The 19,247-nt window shown below is 56.1% G+C and carries 20 protein-coding genes; 8 read left to right on the top strand and 12 right to left on the bottom strand.

The window, feature by feature from the left end:
• Positions 1 to 81 precede the first annotated feature (81 nt).
• Positions 82 to 927: an FKBP-type peptidyl-prolyl cis-trans isomerase gene (fkpA, locus tag HZZ01_RS18000; RefSeq protein ID WP_179898873.1), complete on the bottom strand. Its 846-nt coding sequence runs from the start codon at positions 925 to 927 to the stop codon at positions 82 to 84.
• Positions 928 to 1,196: 269 nt separating this feature from the next.
• Here fkpA and HZZ01_RS17995 point away from each other — a divergent pair, with 269 nt between their 5' ends.
• A complete protein-coding gene (locus HZZ01_RS17995) occupies positions 1,197 to 1,415 on the top strand; it encodes a SlyX family protein (protein WP_010253031.1) in 219 nt (72 codons plus the stop codon).
• Between the two features lie 95 nt (positions 1,416 to 1,510).
• On the opposite strand, the gene slyD is transcribed toward HZZ01_RS17995, so the two are convergent.
• The 4 genes from slyD to kefG form a co-directional block, all read right to left on the bottom strand.
• A complete protein-coding gene (gene slyD, locus HZZ01_RS17990; RefSeq protein ID WP_010671583.1) occupies positions 1,511 to 2,077 on the bottom strand; it encodes a peptidylprolyl isomerase in 567 nt (188 codons plus the stop codon).
• 197 nt (positions 2,078 to 2,274) lie between these two features.
• Complete coding sequence (locus HZZ01_RS17985) at positions 2,275 to 2,469, bottom strand: YheV family putative zinc ribbon protein (RefSeq protein WP_010253033.1); 195 nt, start codon at positions 2,467 to 2,469, stop codon at positions 2,275 to 2,277.
• Between the two features lie 23 nt (positions 2,470 to 2,492).
• On the bottom strand, positions 2,493 to 4,298 hold the full coding sequence (gene kefB / locus HZZ01_RS17980; protein WP_179898872.1) for a glutathione-regulated potassium-efflux system protein KefB: 1,806 nt from the start codon (positions 4,296 to 4,298) through the stop codon (positions 2,493 to 2,495).
• Positions 4,299 to 4,850, bottom strand: coding sequence for a glutathione-regulated potassium-efflux system ancillary protein KefG (gene kefG / locus HZZ01_RS17975; protein ID WP_179898871.1), 552 nt, complete (start codon positions 4,848 to 4,850; stop codon positions 4,299 to 4,301).
• Positions 4,851 to 4,962: 112 nt separating this feature from the next.
• Between kefG and HZZ01_RS17970 the strand changes: the two genes are divergently transcribed.
• Positions 4,963 to 6,867, top strand: a complete 1,905-nt coding sequence (locus HZZ01_RS17970) for an ABC transporter ATP-binding protein (protein ID WP_179898870.1) — start codon at positions 4,963 to 4,965, stop codon at positions 6,865 to 6,867.
• Positions 6,868 to 6,900: 33 nt separating this feature from the next.
• Here HZZ01_RS17970 and tauD read toward each other — a convergent pair whose 3' ends face one another.
• From tauD to tauA, 4 genes are read right to left on the bottom strand one after another with little or no spacing between them, the layout of a single operon-like run.
• Entirely contained in the window at positions 6,901 to 7,740 is an 840-nt protein-coding gene (tauD, locus tag HZZ01_RS17965; protein WP_179898869.1) for a taurine dioxygenase, read from the bottom strand.
• Positions 7,737 to 8,564: a taurine ABC transporter permease TauC gene (tauC, locus tag HZZ01_RS17960; RefSeq protein ID WP_179898868.1), complete on the bottom strand. Its 828-nt coding sequence runs from the start codon at positions 8,562 to 8,564 to the stop codon at positions 7,737 to 7,739. The genes tauD and tauC overlap by 4 nt, the downstream gene beginning before the upstream one ends.
• A complete protein-coding gene (gene tauB / locus HZZ01_RS17955; protein ID WP_179898867.1) occupies positions 8,561 to 9,328 on the bottom strand; it encodes a taurine ABC transporter ATP-binding subunit in 768 nt (255 codons plus the stop codon). The genes tauC and tauB overlap by 4 nt, the downstream gene beginning before the upstream one ends.
• A gap of 9 nt (positions 9,329 to 9,337) precedes the next feature.
• The gene (gene tauA / locus HZZ01_RS17950; RefSeq protein ID WP_179898866.1) at positions 9,338 to 10,315 is read right to left on the bottom strand and encodes a taurine ABC transporter substrate-binding protein; all 978 of its coding nucleotides are present in this window, start codon (positions 10,313 to 10,315) and stop codon (positions 9,338 to 9,340) included.
• A gap of 236 nt (positions 10,316 to 10,551) precedes the next feature.
• On the opposite strand from tauA, the gene HZZ01_RS17945 reads away from it, so the two are divergent.
• Complete coding sequence (locus tag HZZ01_RS17945; RefSeq protein ID WP_179898865.1) at positions 10,552 to 11,532, top strand: LacI family DNA-binding transcriptional regulator; 981 nt, start codon at positions 10,552 to 10,554, stop codon at positions 11,530 to 11,532.
• A 1-nt stretch (position 11,533) separates the two neighbouring features.
• Here the strand turns inward: HZZ01_RS17945 and HZZ01_RS17940 are convergent, their stop codons facing one another.
• Positions 11,534 to 12,136, bottom strand: a complete 603-nt coding sequence (locus HZZ01_RS17940; RefSeq protein ID WP_179898864.1) for a LysE family translocator — start codon at positions 12,134 to 12,136, stop codon at positions 11,534 to 11,536.
• Between the two features lie 57 nt (positions 12,137 to 12,193).
• Here HZZ01_RS17940 and HZZ01_RS17935 point away from each other — a divergent pair, with 57 nt between their 5' ends.
• The 3 genes from HZZ01_RS17935 to HZZ01_RS17925 all read left to right on the top strand — a co-directional run bounded on the left by HZZ01_RS17935 (position 12,194) and on the right by HZZ01_RS17925 (position 14,364).
• The gene (locus HZZ01_RS17935; RefSeq protein WP_179898863.1) at positions 12,194 to 13,210 is read left to right on the top strand and encodes a hydrolase; all 1,017 of its coding nucleotides are present in this window, start codon (positions 12,194 to 12,196) and stop codon (positions 13,208 to 13,210) included.
• 4 nt (positions 13,211 to 13,214) lie between these two features.
• The gene (locus HZZ01_RS17930) at positions 13,215 to 13,433 is read left to right on the top strand and encodes a YheU family protein (protein ID WP_003852945.1); all 219 of its coding nucleotides are present in this window, start codon (positions 13,215 to 13,217) and stop codon (positions 13,431 to 13,433) included.
• 61 nt (positions 13,434 to 13,494) lie between these two features.
• Complete coding sequence (locus HZZ01_RS17925; protein ID WP_179898862.1) at positions 13,495 to 14,364, top strand: phosphoribulokinase; 870 nt, start codon at positions 13,495 to 13,497, stop codon at positions 14,362 to 14,364.
• Between the two features lie 142 nt (positions 14,365 to 14,506).
• Here the strand turns inward: HZZ01_RS17925 and HZZ01_RS17920 are convergent, their stop codons facing one another.
• Positions 14,507 to 14,911, bottom strand: coding sequence for an OsmC family protein (locus tag HZZ01_RS17920; RefSeq protein ID WP_179898861.1), 405 nt, complete (start codon positions 14,909 to 14,911; stop codon positions 14,507 to 14,509).
• A 303-nt stretch (positions 14,912 to 15,214) separates the two neighbouring features.
• On the opposite strand from HZZ01_RS17920, the gene crp reads away from it, so the two are divergent.
• Complete coding sequence (crp, locus tag HZZ01_RS17915; RefSeq protein WP_003852956.1) at positions 15,215 to 15,847, top strand: cAMP-activated global transcriptional regulator CRP; 633 nt, start codon at positions 15,215 to 15,217, stop codon at positions 15,845 to 15,847.
• Positions 15,848 to 15,904: 57 nt separating this feature from the next.
• The gene (locus tag HZZ01_RS17910; protein ID WP_179898860.1) at positions 15,905 to 17,980 is read left to right on the top strand and encodes a YccS/YhfK family putative transporter; all 2,076 of its coding nucleotides are present in this window, start codon (positions 15,905 to 15,907) and stop codon (positions 17,978 to 17,980) included.
• 1 nt (position 17,981) lies between these two features.
• Here the strand turns inward: HZZ01_RS17910 and HZZ01_RS17905 are convergent, their stop codons facing one another.
• Positions 17,982 to 19,202: an aspartate aminotransferase family protein gene (locus HZZ01_RS17905; protein WP_179898859.1), complete on the bottom strand. Its 1,221-nt coding sequence runs from the start codon at positions 19,200 to 19,202 to the stop codon at positions 17,982 to 17,984.
• Positions 19,203 to 19,247 lie beyond the last annotated feature (45 nt).

Genomic DNA, 19,247 nt, shown 5'->3' with positions numbered 1-19,247 from the left:
CTGGCAAATGTCGTCGGCTTATGCCAGAGGTTTGTCGTGAGGCTAAAATGAAACCGCCGCCCGGAGGCGGCGGTCAGCAGATTACTGCGCTTTTTCAGCAGCAGCAGGCGCAGGGGCCTGTGCTTTTTCATCTGCTTTAGGCGCTGGTTTGATATCAAGCAGTTCGACATCAAATACCAGGGTGGAGTTAGCCGGGATGCCCGGAACGCCATTTTTGCCGTAAGCCAGGTTTGGTGGGATCACCAGCTTAATTTTGCCGCCTTTCTTCACGTGCTTCAGACCTTCAGTCCAGCCCGGGATAACACCATCCAGACGGAATGAAAGTGGCTCGCCACGGGTATAAGAGTTGTCGAATTCAGTACCGTCGATCAGCGTACCTTTGTAGTTCACTACTACAGTGTCGCTGTCTTTAGGTGCGTCGCCGGTGCCTTCTTTCTCAACTTTATACAGCAGGCCGCTTTCGGTTTTCTTCACGCCGCTCTCTTTAGCAAATTTGGTTGCGAAGGCTTCACCCTTTTCAGAGTTCTCTTTCGCATCTTTTTCCATTTTCGCTGAGGCTGCGCCTTTCACGCGGCCTTCAAAGGATTGCAGCGTCTGCTCAATCTCTTCATCAGACAGTTTGCTCTTGCCACCAAACGCATCCTGAACACCCGCAATAAGCTGCTGCTTATCCAGTTTGATGCCCAGTTTTTCCTGTTCCTTCAGGGAGTTGTCCATGTAGCGACCCAGTGAAGCACCCAGTGCGTAGGCAGACTGCTGGTCTTCATCTTTGAAAGCAGCATTTTTAGGTGCCTGAGGCGCGGACTGCGGCGCAGCGGCTGGTGCAGCCTGTGGCGCCGCAGCGGTGTCTGCTGCCATTGCCATCGGTGCATTCAGTGCAACAGCCATAGTGGTAGCTAACAATGTGACTTTAAACAGTGATTTCATCCATTCTCCAAAACCGAAGCGTCTAACCTCGGGAAACATTGCGGACTTCAGGGCCCACACTATAACTTTACGTGGCAGTGTCGAACACTCCCACAATGTAATTACCCGGTCTACCTCCGACCTTTATAACATCGGGAAGTTTCATCAGAGATGATGCCGCGCTGCCTTTTTTCAAGCGCAACGCCGTCAATCATGAAAAAAACAGGTGATTCCTGACATTCAGGTCGTAGAATCACGCCCGGAGTCGCACCTTAACAGAGGAACAGGTTATGCAACAATCTGAGTGGGAACAACGTCTGGAGACGTTAGAGAGCAAACTGGCCTTTCAGGAGATGACTATCGATCAGCTGAACAGCGCGGTGGTTCAGCACGAGCTGGAGATGAATAAGATGCGTGAACAGATGCGCATCTTAACCGACAAGCTCAAAGCGAATGCGCCCTCGATCGTCGCCTCACAGTCTGAAGAAACGCCACCCCCGCACTACTGATTGCGGGTCATCTGGCCCCGGTTCAACCGGGCAGAACCAGAGTAACAGCCAAAAGAAAGGCCACCCGGAGGTGGCCTTTAAAGGTCTGTTGAGACTTAGTGGCTGCAGCCGCAACCGCCAGTTCCACAGCCGCCTTTACCTTGATCATGGTCGTGATCATGATCATGGCCGTGATCGTGGTCGTGATGATGGCCATCTGCACCGTGAACGTGGCCATGAGCCAGTTCTTCCGGGGTGGCTTCACGGATAGCAACGACTTCAACGTTGAAGTTCAGGTTCTGACCCGCCAGCATATGGTTACCATCAACCACAACGTGGTCATCTTCCACTTCGGTGATTTCCACCGGTACCGGACCCTGATCGGTCTCTGCCAGGAAGCGCATGCCAACCTGCAGTTCGTCAACGCCCATGAAGACGTCTTTAGGAACGCGCTGTACCAGGTTGTCGTCGTACTGCCCGTAAGCATCGTTTGCAGGAATATGCACGTCAAACTTGTCGCCGGCAATGTGGTTTTCCAGCGCATTTTCCAGACCAGAAATCAGGGAACCATGACCGTGCAGGTAGTCTAACGGTGCACTCACCGGTGACTCGTCAACTAACACGCCGTCTTCTGTACGTACCTGATAGGCCAGGCTTACCACCAGGTCTTTTGCTACTTTCATGATATCTCCTAACCGTTGAGAGCTGAGATCCCGTCTCATTGGTCTATTCTTGCGTGCAATAACACCAACCAGAAAGGTTCGGGGCTGAGTACAAGAGGGGTTTCACTTTCTCTTGCGACTTCAGCCTTAATGGCGACAATTGTAACGGAATTCAATCCCGCTGTAAGTTTAAGCGTAAAAAAAGCTGCCCGATTCCGCTACTCAGGATGGAAAATGCCGATAACCTGCTCATTGGTACGAACCTGATCGCGCGCCTGCTTATCCGCCTCACGCATCTGGTGACCACACTTCACGCACTCCACGACATCGACATTATTTTCACGCCACATCGCCAGCGTGTCCTTCTCCTGGCAGTGGGGGCATGTCGCACCGGCAATAAAACGTTTACGCATTTTCTTCTGCCTGTTTATAAAGGTTATTCTTCATCATCCCAGCCGTCGATCTGCCGCTTTTCGCGCTGCATTTCGCGCTGGAAGATATCTTCCAGTTCACGCCGCGCTTCACGGACGCGCGAAGCCTGCGCGCTCTCAGAGAGATTAGGCATCAGCTCGCGCAGCATACGCATGTCAAGCCGGCGGAAATGCTGCTGGGCGCGATGCGCCTGATGCGGATGCATCCCCAGCGTCATCAGAGTCTTACGTCCCAGCTCCAGCGCACTGGAGAACGTCTCACGTGAGAACTGCGTGACGCCCGCCTGTAACAGCTCATGTGCTTCAACGCGGCCACGGGCGCGCGCCTGAATCTGTAACTGCGGAAAATGCTGCTGGCACAGATGTACAATATTCATCACATCTTCCGGTTCATTACAGGTGATCACAATTGACTGAGCGCTGGCAGCACCGGCCGCCCGCAGCAGCTCCAGCTCCGTGGCATCGCCGTAGTAGACCTTATAGCCATATTTCCGCATCAGACTCACCACGCTAATATCGCGTTCAAGCACCGTGATGCGTTTGTTATTCGCCATCAACAGACGGCCCACCACCTGCCCGAACCGACCAAAGCCCACCACAATCACCTGCGGCTGGTCATCTTCAACAAAGTGTTTTTCTGCATCTTCATCCGGCTCGTTGAAGCGTCGTGCCAGCAGACGATCGATGCCTTTCATCAGTAGCGGCGTGGTCATCATCGACAGGGTAACCGTCACCAGCAACATCGGCAGTTGATCGCCAGAGAAGAGTTTTGCAGAAGAGGCCGCTGAAAAGAGCACGAAAGCGAATTCGCCCCCCTGACTCAGCACGCCCGCGAACTGCTGACGCTCGGAACTGCGCAGGCCATAAATGCGCCCCAGCACATAGAGCACCAGCGTTTTCACTGCCACCAGCGTCACGACACCCAGCAGAATGGTCACAATATGGGTATAGAGCACACCGAGGTTGAGCGCCATGCCAACTGAAATAAAGAACAGGCCCAGCAGTAAACCCTTGAACGGGTCGATAGCGACTTCCAGCTCATGCCGGTATTCGCTTTCCGCCAGCAGGATCCCCGCAATAAATGTCCCCAGCGCCATCGACAGGCCCAGCGCATCCATAAACAGCGCGGAACCCAGCACCAGCAACAGCGAAGCTGCGGTAAAGACCTCGCGCACGCCCGATGCAGCGATGTAGCGGAAGATCGGCCGCAGCAGATAGCGTCCACCCACCAGCATCCCGGCAAACGCCAGCACTTTCATGCCGACCTTCATCCAGTCGATATGACCGCTGTCGGTTCCGGCCAGCAGCGGGATCAGCGCCAGGGCAGGAATCACCGCGATATCCTGAAACAGCAGCACTGAAAAGCCCAGTTGCCCCGCTTCGCTGCGGTTCATGCCCTTATCCATCATCAGCTGCAGCGCCATGGCGGTCGAGGACATCGCCAGACCTATACCGCCGATGATCGCAGCCTGCCAGCTAAAGGCGGTCAGCCACAATAAGCCGCCGAGAATGGCTGCTGAGAAGATGACCTGCGCTGCGCCGACGCCAAAAATGGAGCGGCGCAGCGCCCACAGCTTTGCCGGATTCAGCTCCAGCCCGATAATAAACATCAGGAAAACCACACCGAGCTCAGAGAAGTGGAGAATCTCATCGACGTCGCTGATAAAGCCTAATCCCCACGGGCCGATGGCGATACCCGCCACCAGATAACCCAGAACAGCACCAATACCGAGGCGCGCTGCCACCGGTACAATCAATACCGCCGCGACCAGATAAATCACCCCGGCGGTCAGCAGCGTTTGCCCTTCCATCTATACCCCTCCATTCGGCAGCGGTGCTGCCAGCCAGTCACCATAGGCGCGAGCGTAATTTTTCATTAATTCAGGACTCTGACGACGCGCCATATAAATAATCATCGGCGGCATCCAGTGCATACGGCACATCTGCGCGGTCAGCTCAAAAGGACGCATAATGTCGTTAAGCGAATAGCGGTTCAGACCCTGTTGTTTAAAGGCACTTTCCGGTTCTCCGGTCGTGACCACGCTGCGCCAGTATTTTCCTTCCAGCGCATTGCCATCCACGCCATTGGCGAAGCCGCGTGACAGAACCCTGTCCAGCCACTCTTTCAGCAGCGCCGGACAGCTATAGGTATAGATTGGATGCTGGAAAATGATGACGTCATGTTCGCGCAGTAATTGTTGTTCATGATGAATATCGATAAAAAAATCCGGATAGGCCGCGTACAGATCGTGCACGGTGACATGTTCCAGAGCCTGAGCCGGCTGTAGCAAAATCCGATTCGCGATCGAATCCTGTGATTCCGGGTGAGCATAAAGCAGCAAAACCCTGGGTGGCTGCGACATCCTTTCCCTCCAAAGCGTCGTCATTGGTGCGGTTTTCCGCTACCATGCACGACGCAGCAAAATCTCATTATGTTGCCAGTAAATTAACATATTCTGACGATACGGCGCTTACATGATTGTCTTCTCAGCCTTACAAATTCGCCGCGGCATCCGCGTCCTGCTCGACAACGCCACCGCCACCATTAATCCCGGCCAGAATGTCGGGCTGGTGGGTAAAAACGGCTGTGGAAAATCTACGCTGCTGTCGCTGTTAAAAGGTGAAATCACCAGCGATGCCGGTACCGCCACATTCCCCACTCACTGGGCGCTGGCCTGGGTGAATCAGGAAACCCCTGCGCTGGATAAAGCCGCGCTGGAGTACGTGATCGATGGCGACCGCCAGTTCCGTCAGCTTGAAGCTGAACTGGCAGACGCTAATCTCCGCGACGATGGTAATGCTATCGCGCTGCTGCATGGCAAGCTGGATGCGGTGCAGGCATGGAGCATCCATGCGCGCGCCTCAAGCCTGCTGCATGGTCTGGGCTTCAGCCAGGAACAGCTGCAGCGTCCGGTCAGCGACTTCTCCGGTGGCTGGCGCATGCGCCTCAACCTGGCACAGGCGCTGATTTGTCGTTCCGATCTGCTGCTACTGGATGAACCGACCAACCACCTCGATCTTGATGCGGTCATTTGGCTGGAGCGCTGGCTGAAGAGTTATGAAGGCACGCTGATTCTGATCTCGCACGATCGTGATTTCCTCGATCCGGTCATCGACAAAATTATCCATATCGAACAGGAGTCGATGTTCGAATACACCGGCAACTACAGCTCCTTTGAACGGCAGCGCGTCGCCAAACTGGCTCAGCAGCAGGCGCTGTATGAGAGCCAGCAGGAGAAAGTGGCGCACTTGCACAGCTACATTGATCGCTTCCGTGCTCAGGCCACTAAGGCGAAGCAGGCACAGAGCCGTATCAAGATGCTGGAGCGCATGGAGATGATCGCGCCTGCCCATGTCGACAACCCCTTTAGCTTCACCTTCCGCAAGCCGGAAAACCTGCCTAATCCGCTGATGAAGATGGAGAAGGTCACCGCAGGTTATGGCGATCGTATTATTCTCGACGCCATCAAGCTCAACCTGGTGCCAGGCTCGCGCATTGGCCTGCTGGGTCGTAACGGTGCCGGTAAATCGACCCTGATTAAGCTGCTGGCGGGAGAGCTGGAAGCGATGGATGGCAAGATGGGGCTGGCGAAAGGGATCAAGCTTGGTTACTTCGCCCAGCATCAGCTGGAGTACCTGCGGGCTGATGAGTCGCCGCTGCAGCATCTGGCACGCATAGCGCCTAAAGTACTGGAACAGCAACTGCGCGACTACCTGGGCGGCTTTGATTTCCGTGGCGACAAAGTCACTGAAAACACCGAGCGCTTCTCCGGCGGTGAGAAAGCGCGACTGGTGCTGGCGCTGATTGTCTGGCAGCGCCCTAACCTTCTGCTGCTGGATGAACCTACCAACCACCTTGATCTTGATATGCGCCAGGCGCTGACCGAAGCGCTGATCGACTTCGAAGGTGCCCTGGTCGTGGTCTCGCACGACCGTCACCTGCTGCGCGCGACCACCGACGATCTCTATCTGGTGCACGATGGCAAAGTGGATGTGTTTGAAGGTGACCTCGATGATTATCAGCAATGGCTGAGCGATCTGCAGAAGCAGCAGGCGCAACAGGATGCCGCACCAAAGCAGGATAACGGCAACAGTGCCCAGGCGCGTAAAGATCAGAAGCGCCGGGATGCCGAACTTCGCACCCAGACCCAGCCGCTGCGCAAAGAGATAGAGAAGCTGGAAAAGCAGATGAGCAAGTGGCAGAGCCAGCTGGCCGATGCCGAAGCTCAGCTCTCAGACAGTGCGATTTATGATCAGAGCCGTAAAGCGGACCTGACCACTGCGCTGCAGCGTCAGGCAGAGAGTAAATCTGCGCTGGAGGAGGTTGAGATGACGTGGCTGGAAGCGCAGGAACAACTCGAACAGATTATGGCCTCATAAAAACACGCTCCCCACGAGCGGGGAGCGTCTCTTTTAACGGGGTTTATCACCCAGCACGGTTGCGCGCTGCATGATCCGCCGCGCAGGATAGTAGTCGGCATTGGCATAATGCTGCGTGACCCGATTATCCCAGATAGCCAGATCGTCTGGCTGCCAGCGCCAGCGCACCTGAAACTCCGGTTTGGTGGCGTGCGCAAACAGGAAGCTCAGCACCGCATCACTCTCCTTCTCGCTTAAATCCACGATCCGCGTGGTAAAACCCTCATTCACAAACAGCGCTTTTTTACCACTGACCGGATGCGTGCGGATCACGGGGTGCTGCACCGGCGGATGTTTCGCCACCGCCTGCTGCCAGCGCTGGTGCTCCTCCTCGCTTTTACGGTACTTATACTCCTGGAATGACTTTTTGAAATCATGCTCGGCGTAAAGACCTGCCAGCAACTGCTTAAAGGGCGCCGACAGCGCCTCGTAAGCCGCCACCCCGCTGGTCCAGAGCGTGTCACCCCCCGACGCCGGTAACACCTTCGAGGCCAGCAGCGCGACAGCGGGTGGTGTCTCAATAAAGGTGACATCCGTGTGCCAGTTGTCATTATCCGGCGGATTATCCTGATGGGTATCGAGGACGATAATCTCTTCGACGCCCTCCGCATGCGGATAGACCGGATGGATATGCAGGTCGCCAAAGCGGATCGCCAGTGCACGATGCTGTTCCAGCGTAATCTTCTGGTCACGCAGAAACAGCACCTGGTGACGCAGCAGACCATGATAAAGCTGCTCGAACTGCGCATCACTCAATGGGCGAGAGACATCCAGGTTAGAGACCTGTGCGCCGATGTAAGGACCAAGCGGGGTAAAACTCAGACGTTCATTCATGATTGTTCTCCACTCCAGGGCGTCAGACGGCGCTGCAACGCGCGAAGCCCAAGTTCTAAGCTAAAAGCGATAAAAGCGATCACTGCGATACCCGCCAGCACCACATCGGTGGCGAGAAACTCTCCCGCTGACTGCACCATAAAACCGAGGCCCCGCGTGGCAGCAATCAGCTCCGCTGCCACCAGCGTTGACCAGCCCACCCCCAATCCAATGCGCAGACCGGTGAGAATTTCTGGCAGCGCGCCCGGCAGAATCACCCAGCGCAGCAACTGCCAGCGGTTAGCCCCCAGCGAGCGTGCCGCACGAATCCGCACCTGCTGGGTGTTTCGCACCCCAGCCAGAGTGGAGAGTGTCACCGGCGCGAAGATGGCCAGGTAGATCAGCAGGATTTTCGACGTCTCACCAATGCCGAACCAGATCACCATCAGCGGCAGATAGGCGAGTGGCGGAATCGGGCGATAGATTTCGATAAGCGGATCGAGTAGCCCGCGTGCTACCGGGCTGAGACCCATCAGAATTCCCACAGGAATGCCGATGGCGGCCGCCGCCGTCAGCGCAATCAGCATCCGCGTCAGGCTGGCGGCCAGATGCTGCCACAGCGTGGCATCCATAAAGCCCTGCGCGCTGGCAATCAGCAGCAGCTTGCTGAATACCTGCTGGGGTGACGGCAGGAACAGCGGAGCAATCAGACCCAGCGCAGTCACACCCCACCAGAGCAGCAACAGCAAAGAGAGACTCAGCATGCTTAGCGTAAAAGCGGTTGAAAACGGCCAGCGCAAACGACGGCGCACTGGCAGAGACTTGTCGTGGATTAACGCGCTCATGCAAACGCCTCCCGCTGATCAAATACCCGGCTCAGTACATATTCACGCTGGGCGATAAACTGCGGATCGGATTTGATGCTGCGGCACGACTCGCCTGCGGCAAAGCGCTGACCAAAGCCGGGACGTAACCGCTCCACGATGCGGCCCGGTCCTGGCGACAACAGAATCAGTTCGCTGGCCAGGAAAATAGCCTCTTCAATATCGTGCGTAATCAGCAGGATCTGTTTACTGCTGTCGCGCCACAGCGTCAGGAGCAGGGTCTGCATCTGTTCGCGGGTAAAGGCATCCAGTGCGCCGAAAGGCTCATCCAGCAGCAGCAATTGCGGATCGGTGGCGAGCGCACGCGCAATACCTACCCGCTGACGCTGACCGCCGGACAACTGCCAGATGGCGCGCTTCTCCGCACCCTCCAGCCCCACCTGCCTGATGAGCTTCCGCGCGATGGCCTCGCGCGCCGGGCGCGACATCCCCGCCAGCTGCAGGCCAAAAGCGACGTTATCCAGCACGTTACGCCATGGCAGTAAGCCTTCATTCTGAAACACCACGCCGCGCTCGGCACCAGGCCCCGTTACTGGCTGGTTATCCAGCGTGATGCTGCCCGATTCCACCGGCAGAAATCCGGCAACCAGATTCAGCAACGTGGTTTTACCGCAGCCGGAAGGACCGAGCACCACCAGCAGTTCATGGCTGTCCAGCTGCAGACTGATATCCTGCAACACCGGTTGTCCGGCATAACGTGCATTAAGGTGAGCGATACGCAGCATAATGCCTCCTTAGGGTTTAACTAATGGCGCGACGAAACGGGAGGTCACGTAGCTGCTGTAGTCGTTATCCGCCTGAGGCACTCTGCCCTGCGCTTTCAGGAACTGCGCAGTATCGACAATTGCTTTATTGACCGGTTTACCCAGTTGCTCAACCTGCTGCTGCGCCGTGAGGTAGGTATTGCCCTTCACCAGATCCGGCACCTGCGCTTCCGGCACCCCGCTGAGGCGAGAGAGTTTGCTAAGGTTATCAGACTGCTTCAGCCAGCCGTCGGGACTGTTAAGGTAGGCCTGCTGCGCATCAAGCGCGCTGCGGGCAAAGGCGGTCACGATCTCCGGATGCTGCTCAGCGAAATCTTTACGAACCACCCAGACATCCAGCGTCGGCGATCCCCAGCTCCCCACTTCCGCAGAGTCGGTCAGCACCTTGCCCTGTTTTTCCAGTTCGTTCACCGCAGGCGCCCAGACGTAAGCGCCATCAATGTCGCCACGCTGCCAGGCCGCGATAATCGCAGGCGGCTGCAGATTAACCAGCTGTACCTGCGACGGTTGAATGCCCCAGTGCTTCAGTGCAGCCAACAGGCTGTAATGGGTAGTAGAGATGAACGGCACCGCGATGCGCTTGCCGATAAGATCTTTGGGTGTGGTGATGTTCTTCTTCACTACCAGCGCTTCAGAGTTGCCCAGCTGAGAGGCAAGTAAAAAGGCTTCAATTGGCAGCTTCTGCGCCGCCGCGACCGCTAACGGACTGGAACCGATGTTACCAATCTGGACGTCGCCGGACGCCAGCGCGCGTAATACGCCTGCACCGCTGTCAAACTTACGCCAGTCGACGCTGGCCCCGCTCTCTTTGGCAAAACTGTTATCAGCCTGTGCCACTTTCGCCGGTTCGGCAGAGGTCTGGTACGCGACGGTGACATTGACTGCATCAGCCCGAAATGCCAGCAGCGCCAGCGCTGCGGCTAAAAAAGTTAAACGTGTTGCTGCCATGATCACTACCCCACCCTTTTAATCGTAGAGGCAGTGTCTCTGTGCGCGATAGTTTCACAAAGGAATTAAAAATTATCCCTAATAGAAATAAGTTCTTAGATCACTATCTGCAAAACTAAGCTGAAAATCGCAAATGCTGAAAATAGCTAAAGTAAGCAAAAATGTCAGGCGCTCACATTGTGCCTGTGCTATTCATATGCGTTCCCAATGATTGCCTGTTAAGGTCTCTGAATCCGATGTCGATCGAGAAAGTCGCTCAGCTGGCTGGCGTTTCCAAAGCCACAGTATCGCGGGTTCTCAACGCGCATCCCGGCGTAAAGCCCGATACGCGTGAGAAAGTTCTGGCGGCCATCTCTGCCTGCGACTATCAGCCCAATTTACTGGCGCGTCAGTTGCGCACGGCGCAAAGCCACATGCTGCTGGTGCTGATATCGGATATCACTAATCCCTTCTGTTCACGCGTGGTTCAGGGCATTGAGGCCGAAGCAGAACTGCACGGTTATCACATCCTGCTCTGCAACTCCGCCTCGAAGCTTCAGCGTGAAGCCGCCTATCTCTCCCTGTTGACCGGGAAAGTGGTGGATGGCGTTATTACCATGGATGCTGCTTCAGGCTTACCGGATTTACAGGCGCTGATCGCCGGTGCGCCCTGGGTGCAGTGCTGTGAATTTGATCCGGATATCCCCGCTTCCTCAGTCAGCATTGATCACCAGGAGGCAGCCCGCGACACCGTCCATTATCTCGCCGGGAAAGGGCGTAAACGCATCGGGCTGGTCAATGGCGATATGCGTTACCTGTACTCACATCATCGGGAAAAGGGTTACCGGCAGGCAATTGAGGAGCTGGGATATGCATGGTCCGGCATCTCCTATACCTACGAGATCTCCTGTGAGGCGGGCAGCCAGGCACTGAGAGAACTCATGGCGCTACCGGAACCGCCGGACGCAGTGTTTGCGGTGTCAGACGTGCTGGCGGTGGGCGTGGTGCATGCGGCGCTGGAAGCGGGTCTGCGCGTGCCGGAAGATCTGGCGGTGGTCGGGTTTGATGGTGTGTCGTTTACCCGCAGCCTCAATCCGCCACTGACCACCATCGAGCAACCGATGAACCAACTGGGCGCGCGCAGTGTGCAGCTGCTGCTGCAGAAGATTCGTAATCCGAACGCGCCAGTGATTCGTGAGGTGCTGCCCTGGACGCGCGTCGAACGCGCATCCAGTTAACTCAGTGCCAGATTAACAGCACGCAGGCCGCAGTCAGCAGCCCCATGGCGAGGTTAAAGATTTTCCAGGCGCGACGGCTGCGCAGGATGCGGCCGATCATCGCGCCAAATCCCATCCAGATCACGCCCGAGACCAGATTAACCAGAAACATGCCGACGCTTATCGCCATGACCGAATGGCGATATGCATCACCGGCCAAGCTGAAGCTGGCGACCGCACCCAGCGCCATCAGCCAGGCCTTGGGATTGATCAGCTGCAGCAACCCACCCTGCCAGAACGGCATCGGCGCATCCGGCGCCTGGTCAGTTTCCAGCTTTTCATAACTGGACGTCGCTATCTTCCACGCCAGCCAGAGCAGATAGAGGCTACCGGCGATCTTCAGTACCAGATGCAGCGACGGATAGAGCAGGATCAGACCGCCTACGCCAAAAGCCACCATCAGCAGCATCACCTGCATGCCGATCATGATGCCGATCATCAGCGGAATGGTGCGCAGAAAGCCAAAATTAGCGCCCGAGGCGGTGAGTAACATATTATTGGGACCTGGCGTAATAGCCGCGACCCAAAGAAATCCCAACATTGATAAGAAAAGACTCAGTTCCATGGCAATCGGGTACTCCTTACCCTGCAAGAAAAAACTTATCGAAGCTAACAGTGTGATATGGAACAGACAAGCTTTTACCACATGAAATTTACCGGACCGGAAAACGAGCACTTCACGCCACCTGACAGTCTGCGCAACGCGCACCTGCAGACAATGCTGCCGCGCCTGTTGCGTCGCCGTATCACGGTCGATCCTCACTGGCAGCGCCTCGATCTGCCGGATGGCGACTTCGTTGATCTCGCGTGGAGCGAAGATCCGCAGCTGGCACAGCATAAACCGCGCGTTGTTCTGTTTCATGGCCTGGAGGGCAGTTTTCACAGCCCCTATATTCATGGCCTGATGGCGGTATGCCGCGCACGCGGCTGGCTGGCGGTGGTGATGCATTTTCGCGGCTGTAGCGGCGAACCTAACCGGCTGAACCGCATCTACCACTCCGGCGAAACTGAAGATGCCCGCTTCTTCCTGCACTGGCTGCGCAGCCGCTGGGGTCACGTTCCCACCGCCGCCGTCGGTTTCTCACTGGGCGGCAACATGCTGGGCTGCCTGCTGGGCCAGCAGGGCACAGCCGCTGAGGTGGATGCGGCCGTGATTGTCTCCGCTCCGCTGCTGCTGGAACCGTGCAGCGTGAAACTGGAACGCGGCTTCTCACGTTTCTATCAGTACTACTTGCTGGCGCAGCTCAAGAAGAATGCCCGCCGCAAACTGCATGCCTGGCCGGACACGCTGCCGGTCAATCTGACGCAACTCAAAGCGCTGCGGCGACTGCGCGATTTTGATGATGCGATTACCGCCCGCGCCCACGGTTTTGTTGATGCAGCAGATTACTATCATCGCGCCAGCGCTATGCCCTGGCTGAAGCACACAGAGAAACCGCTGCTGATCATCCACGCCAAAGATGATCCCTTTATGAGTGATGAAGTGATCCCGCACAGCAGCCAATTATCTGCCACTATTACTTATCAACTGACCCCCCACGGCGGCCACGTAGGTTTTGTCGGCGGGACGTTACGCCAGCCTGAAATGTGGCTGGAACAGCGCATCCCGCAGTGGATCGCCCCTTTTCTGGATAACTGATCACGTGATTATTCCCTGGCAACAGGTCTCACCAGAGACCCTTGAAAATCTGATTGAAACCTTTGTACTACGCGAAGGCACAGACTACGGCGAGCAGGAACGCAGCCTGCTGGACAAAGTAGCTGATGTGCGACGCCAGCTGGAAACCGGTGAAGTGGTACTGGTGTGGTCGGAACTGCATGAATCGGTCAACATCATGCCACGCAAAGAATTTCGCGGCTGATGCACCCGGCATCATTTCATGATAACAATGCTCATCGCCCGACCTCACAGGGAGCTTTTCTATGTCTGCACGTCATCCCATTATCGCGGTGACCGGTTCCAGCGGCGCAGGAACCACCACCACCAGCCTCGCGTTTCGCAAAATCTTTCAGCAGCTCGATCTCCATGCGGCCGAACTGGAAGGTGACAGCTTTCACCGCTTTACCCGCCCGGAAATGGATATGGCAATTCGTAAGGCGCGCGATTTAGGACGTCATGTCAGCTACTTCGGTCCGGAAGCCAATGACTTTGGTCTGCTGGAGCAGAGCTTTAAAGAGTATGGTCAAAGCGGACAGGGCCAGTCGCGTAAATATCTGCACACCTACGATGAAGCCGTGCCGTGGAATCAGGTGCCCGGCACCTTTACGCCCTGGCAGCCGCTGCCGCAGAACACCGACATTCTCTTTTATGAAGGCCTGCATGGCGGCGTGGTGACGGCGCAGCACAACGTGGCGGAACAGGTCGATCTGCTGGTGGGCGTGGTGCCGATTGTTAATCTGGAGTGGATTCAGAAGCTGGTGCGCGACACCGGCGAGCGCGGTCATTCACGCGAAGCGGTGATGGATTCCGTGGTGCGCTCGATGGAAGATTACATCAATTTCATCACGCCACAGTTTTCACGCACTCACCTCAACTTTCAGCGCGTCCCGACTGTCGATACCTCAAACCCGTTCGCTGCCCGCGCCATTCCGTCACTGGATGAGAGCTTTGTGGTGATTCACTTTCAGGCGCTGGAAGATATCGACTTCCCCTACCTTTTGGCGATGCTGCAGGGTTCGTTTATCTCGCACATCAATACGCTGGTAGTGCCCGGCGGCAAAATGGGTCTGGCGATGGAGTTGATCATGGGTCCGCTGGTGAAGCGACTGATGGAAGGCAAACGGATTGAATAAAGGCCAGTCATGGCTTCTCAGCCGAGTGACTGGACCTGATCAGGGTGAATCTGACAGCAATACGTACATTCTACACGCAGGGAGCCGCCTGACACCGGGCTGGCTCAGATTTTGCCCGTGACTTTAAAGGCCCCTCAGCCTGTTACAGCTCAATGACTTCATAGCTATGGGTAATCGTCACACCTTTACCCAGCATGATAGCCACCGAACAATATTTTTCAGCAGAAAGATCCACCGCGCGTGAGACCGCTTTATCCTGGAGCCCTTTACCACTCACGATAAAATGCAGGTTGATGTGCGTAAAGATTCGCGGCGCCTCTTCACGACGTTCTGAGGTCAGTTTTACTTCACAATCAGCCACATCGTTGCGGCCTTTTTGCAGAATTGAAACCACGTCAATCGCGCTGCATCCGCCGGCCGCCATCAGCACCATCTCCATTGGGCTGGGCGCTTTATCACCCGAATTTCCATCCATCAGTATCTGATGGCCGGATGAGGATTCTCCGAGGAATGTCAGCCCTTCTACCCATTTCACTCTTGCCTGCATGATTTTTGCTCCGGAATACGCTGTTTTCTCGCCAGAGTACGCTTTCGCCTGGTAAACAGCAATCCAGAGAAATCCGCCTATAGCTGAAGCGAGACAACAGAAGACAGTCGGCAAAAGCTGTGCTACAAACAGTGCTGAAAATATTTTTCGTCACCCGATGGCGAAGCCGGGAAGGATGATGCGCACTGCGCCTGATGCGGCCCGAATAATTTCCTGAAATGGAAACGCTTGAAGCTTTCACCGCCTGACAGGGAAAACTGCCCCCTGTATTTTGGGCACGATTACAACAGAGGATAATAGCGAATGGTTCTCGGCAAACCGCAAACAGACCCTACACTCGAATGGTTCCTGTCCCATTGCCATATTCACAAGTATCCATCCAAAAGTACGCTGATTCACCAAGGTGAAAAAGCAGAAACGCTTTACTACATCGTTAAAGGTTCCGTCGCGGTTCTGATTAAAGATGAAGAAGGCAAAGAGATGATTCTTTCCTACCTGAATCAGGGCGATTTTATTGGTGAGCTTGGCCTGTTCGAAGAAGGCCAGGAGCGCAGCGCCTGGGTACGTGCGAAAAGTGCGTGCGAAGTGGCGGAGATTTCTTACAAGAAATTCCGTCAGCTGATCCAGGTTAACCCTGACATCCTGATGCGACTCTCATCGCAGATGGCGCGTCGCCTGCAGGTCACGTCTGAAAAAGTGGGTAACCTCGCTTTCCTCGACGTCACCGGACGCATTGCACAGACCCTGCTCAACCTGGCGAAGCAACCAGATGCCATGACGCATCCCGACGGCATGCAAATCAAAATCACGCGTCAGGAAATTGGCCAGATTGTTGGTTGTTCACGTGAAACCGTGGGCCGTATTTTGAAGATGCTGGAAGATCAGAACCTGATCTCCGCACACGGCAAAACCATCGTCGTTTACGGCACCCGCTAATTCCTGTCACCCACGGCGTGATGGCAACATCACGCCGTTATTGTTTGTGTTGGGCCGATGTGGCGTCGAATTATTTACCATCCTGAAGTTAACTACGCCTTGCGGCAAACGCTGGTGCTCTGTCTGCCGGTGGCGCTGGGCTGGCTGGCTGGCGACCTGCAAAAAGGTCTCCTGTTCTCATTAGTGCCCGCCTGCTGCAACATCGCCGGTCTGGATACCCCCCATAAACGCTTCTTCAAACGCCTGATCGTTGGCGGCAGCCTGTTTGCCCTCGGCAGCTTTCTGATGCAGTGGCTTACCCTGCATGCTATTCCGCTGCCGCTGATCCTGTTCGCCATGCCTTTGTTGCTCGGCGTTACCGGGGAGATCAGCCCGCTGCATGCTCGTCTGCTGCCCGGCACCCTGATTGCCGCCATCTTTACCCTGAGCCTGATTGGCCGCATGCCAATCTATGTTCCCCCGCTGCTCTATATCGGTGGCACGCTGTGGTACGGACTGTTCAACTGGTTCTGGTTCTGGCTGTGGAAAGAGCAGCCGATGCGCGAGAGCCTGAGCCTAATCTACCGCGAGCTGGCTAACTACTGCGACGCCAAATATACCCTGCTGACGCAGCTGACCGACCCGGAAAAGGCACTGCCGCCGCTGCTGGCCCGTCAGCAAAAAGTGGTCGATCTGATTAACACCTGTTATCAGCAGATGCATATGCTGTCGGCAAGTCGCGATCACAGCCATAAACGGCTGACGCGCGCCTTTCAGGTGGCGCTGGATCTGCAGGAACATATCTCGGTCAGCCTGCATCGGCCGGAAGAGGTGCAGAAGCTGGTCGAACAGAGCCATGCCGAAGCGGTGATCCGCTGGAATGCCAAAACCATCTCGGCCCGGCTGCGGGTGCTGGCGGATAACATCCTTTATCACCAGCTACCCGACCGCTTTGCGATGGATAAACAGCTCGGCGCGCTGGAGAAGATCGCCCATCAGCATCCCGACAATCCGGTGGGTAACTTCTGTCTTTACCACTTCAACCGCATTGCGCGGGTTCTGCGCACGCAGAAACCCCTGTATCAGCGCGATCTCATGGCGGACCGTCAGCGTCGTCTGCCGCTGTTACCGGCACTGCGCAGTTATCTTTCGTTCCGCTCGTCGGCGCTGCGCACTGCCGGACGCTTTGCGGTGATGCTGATGCTGGGCAGCGCGCTGGCGCTGTTCTTCAACATCCCCAAACCCTACTGGATCCTGATGACCATTATGTTCGTCAGCCAGAACGGCTACAGCGCCACCCGTGTCCGCATCCAGCACCGGGCGCTGGGCACCTTTGCTGGTCTGGTCATCGCGGCCGCGACACTGCGCCTGGCGGTGCCGGAATCGCTGGTGCTGATGATCATGCTGGCGATAACCTTTATCAGCTATCGCTTTACCCGCCAGTTCTATGGCTGGTCGATGATTGGCTTTACGGTCACGGCGGTTTACTCGCTTCAACTGCTGTCGCTGAATGGCGCGCAGTTCCTGCTGCCGCGACTGATGGATACGCTGATGGGCTGTCTGATCGCCTTCGGCGGAATGCTGTGGCTGTGGCCGCAGTGGCAGAGCGGCTTACTGCGGCAAAATGCCCATGATGCGCTGGAAACCTATCAGGATGCTCTGCGGCTGTTGCTGGGCGACGAACAGTCACCAGAGAAACTGGCTTATCAGCGCGTGAAGGTTAATCAGGCACACAATGCGCTATTTAACTCACTCAATCAGGCGATGCAGGAACCGGCGTTTAACTCCCGCTATCTGAGTGATATGCGACTCTGGGTCACGCACAGCCAGTTTATTGTTGAGCATATCAATGCGATAACGATTCTGGCGCGGGAGCACACCATGCTGACGAGCGCACTGGCTGAACGCTACCTGCAATCCTGTGAAATCGCGCTGCAGCGGTGTCAGCAGCGGCTGGAATATGATGGTGAAAGCTCACAGGTGAATCTGCTGGATGACCTGGAGAATATCAGCGAGGGACCGATCACGGTGGTGGAGCAGCATGTACGGCGCATTCTCGACCATCTGAGCGTGATGTACACCATTTCATCGCTGGCGTGGAACCAGCGACCGCAACATGGCCGCTGGCTAATCAGACGCTTACGTAAAAACTAAGCTAGCCGTTGAGTACGTTGCCGACGGCGGTGGCGAAGCGGCTCATGCCCTCTTCAATGTCGGCCGGTTCGATAATCAGTGACGGGGCAAAACGCATCACGTCGGTGCCGGCTACCAGCACCATCACGCCTTCAGCGGCGGCAGCATTCAGAATGTCGCGCGACCTGCCGGCATGCTGAGGTTTCAGCGCTGCACCAATCAGCAGCCCTTTGCCGCGAATGTCGCTGAACAGATCATACTTCGCGTCGATGGCCTCCAGCGCCGTGACAAAGTGCTGACGACGCCTCTCCACACCCGCCAGCACCTCCGGCGTATTGATGATATCCAGCGCCGTTTCGGCGATGGCACAGGCCAGCGGATTGCCACCATAAGTGGTGCCATGCACGCCCGGCGCCATGGTCGAGGCGATCTCGTTGGTCGTCAGCATGGCGCTGACCGGGAAACCGCCGCCCAGCGCTTTGGCTGAGGTCAGAATATCGGGCTGAATGCCATAATGCTCATAGGCGAACAGCTTGCCGCTGCGTCCCATACCACTCTGTACTTCATCCAGCACCAACAGCGCCTGATGCTGATCGCAAAGCTCACGCAGTCCCTGCATAAACGCCTGCGTTGCGGGCACGACACCGCCCTCACCCTGAATCGGTTCAACCACGATGGCGCAGGTATGATCGTCAATCACCGCTTTTACCGCATCCAGGTCATTGAACGGCACGTGGACGATGTCCGCCGGTTTCGGCCCGAACCCGTCAGAATACTTTGGCTGTCCGCCGACAGTAACGGTAAACAGCGTCCGGCCATGAAAGGCGTTATGGAAAGCAATAATCTTACTTTTGAACGGACTGTGACGTTTGCAGGCGTAATAGCGCGCCAGCTTAAACGCGGCTTCGTTGGCTTCGGCACCGGAGTTGGCAAAGAAGACGCGATCAGCAAAGGTTGCCTGGATTAACTTACTGGCGAGGCGCAACGCCGGTTCGTTGGTGAAAACGTTGCTGGTGTGCCACAGCGTCTCGCCCTGGCTTTTCAGCGTCTCTACCAGCGCAGGATGACAGTGTCCAAGTGCGGTGACGGCGATACCACCCGAGAAATCGATATACTCTTTGCCCTGCTGATCCCATACGCGACTGCCCTTGCCTTTTACCGGCACGAACTGCGCAGGTGCATAAACAGGCAAAATAACGTTATCGAACGTCTCCCGCGTGACCGCAATTTTTTCCGCTGCCATTAGTAACCCCATCTGAATGATTGTTGTGCTGCCTTGAAATAATAA

It is taken from the genome of Pantoea sp. WMus005, assembly GCF_013415305.1.
Taxonomy (GTDB): domain Bacteria; phylum Pseudomonadota; class Gammaproteobacteria; order Enterobacterales; family Enterobacteriaceae; genus Pantoea; species Pantoea rara.
Note: the sequence above shows the minus strand (reverse complement) of the source record. Positions and strands in the feature narration are given on the sequence as shown.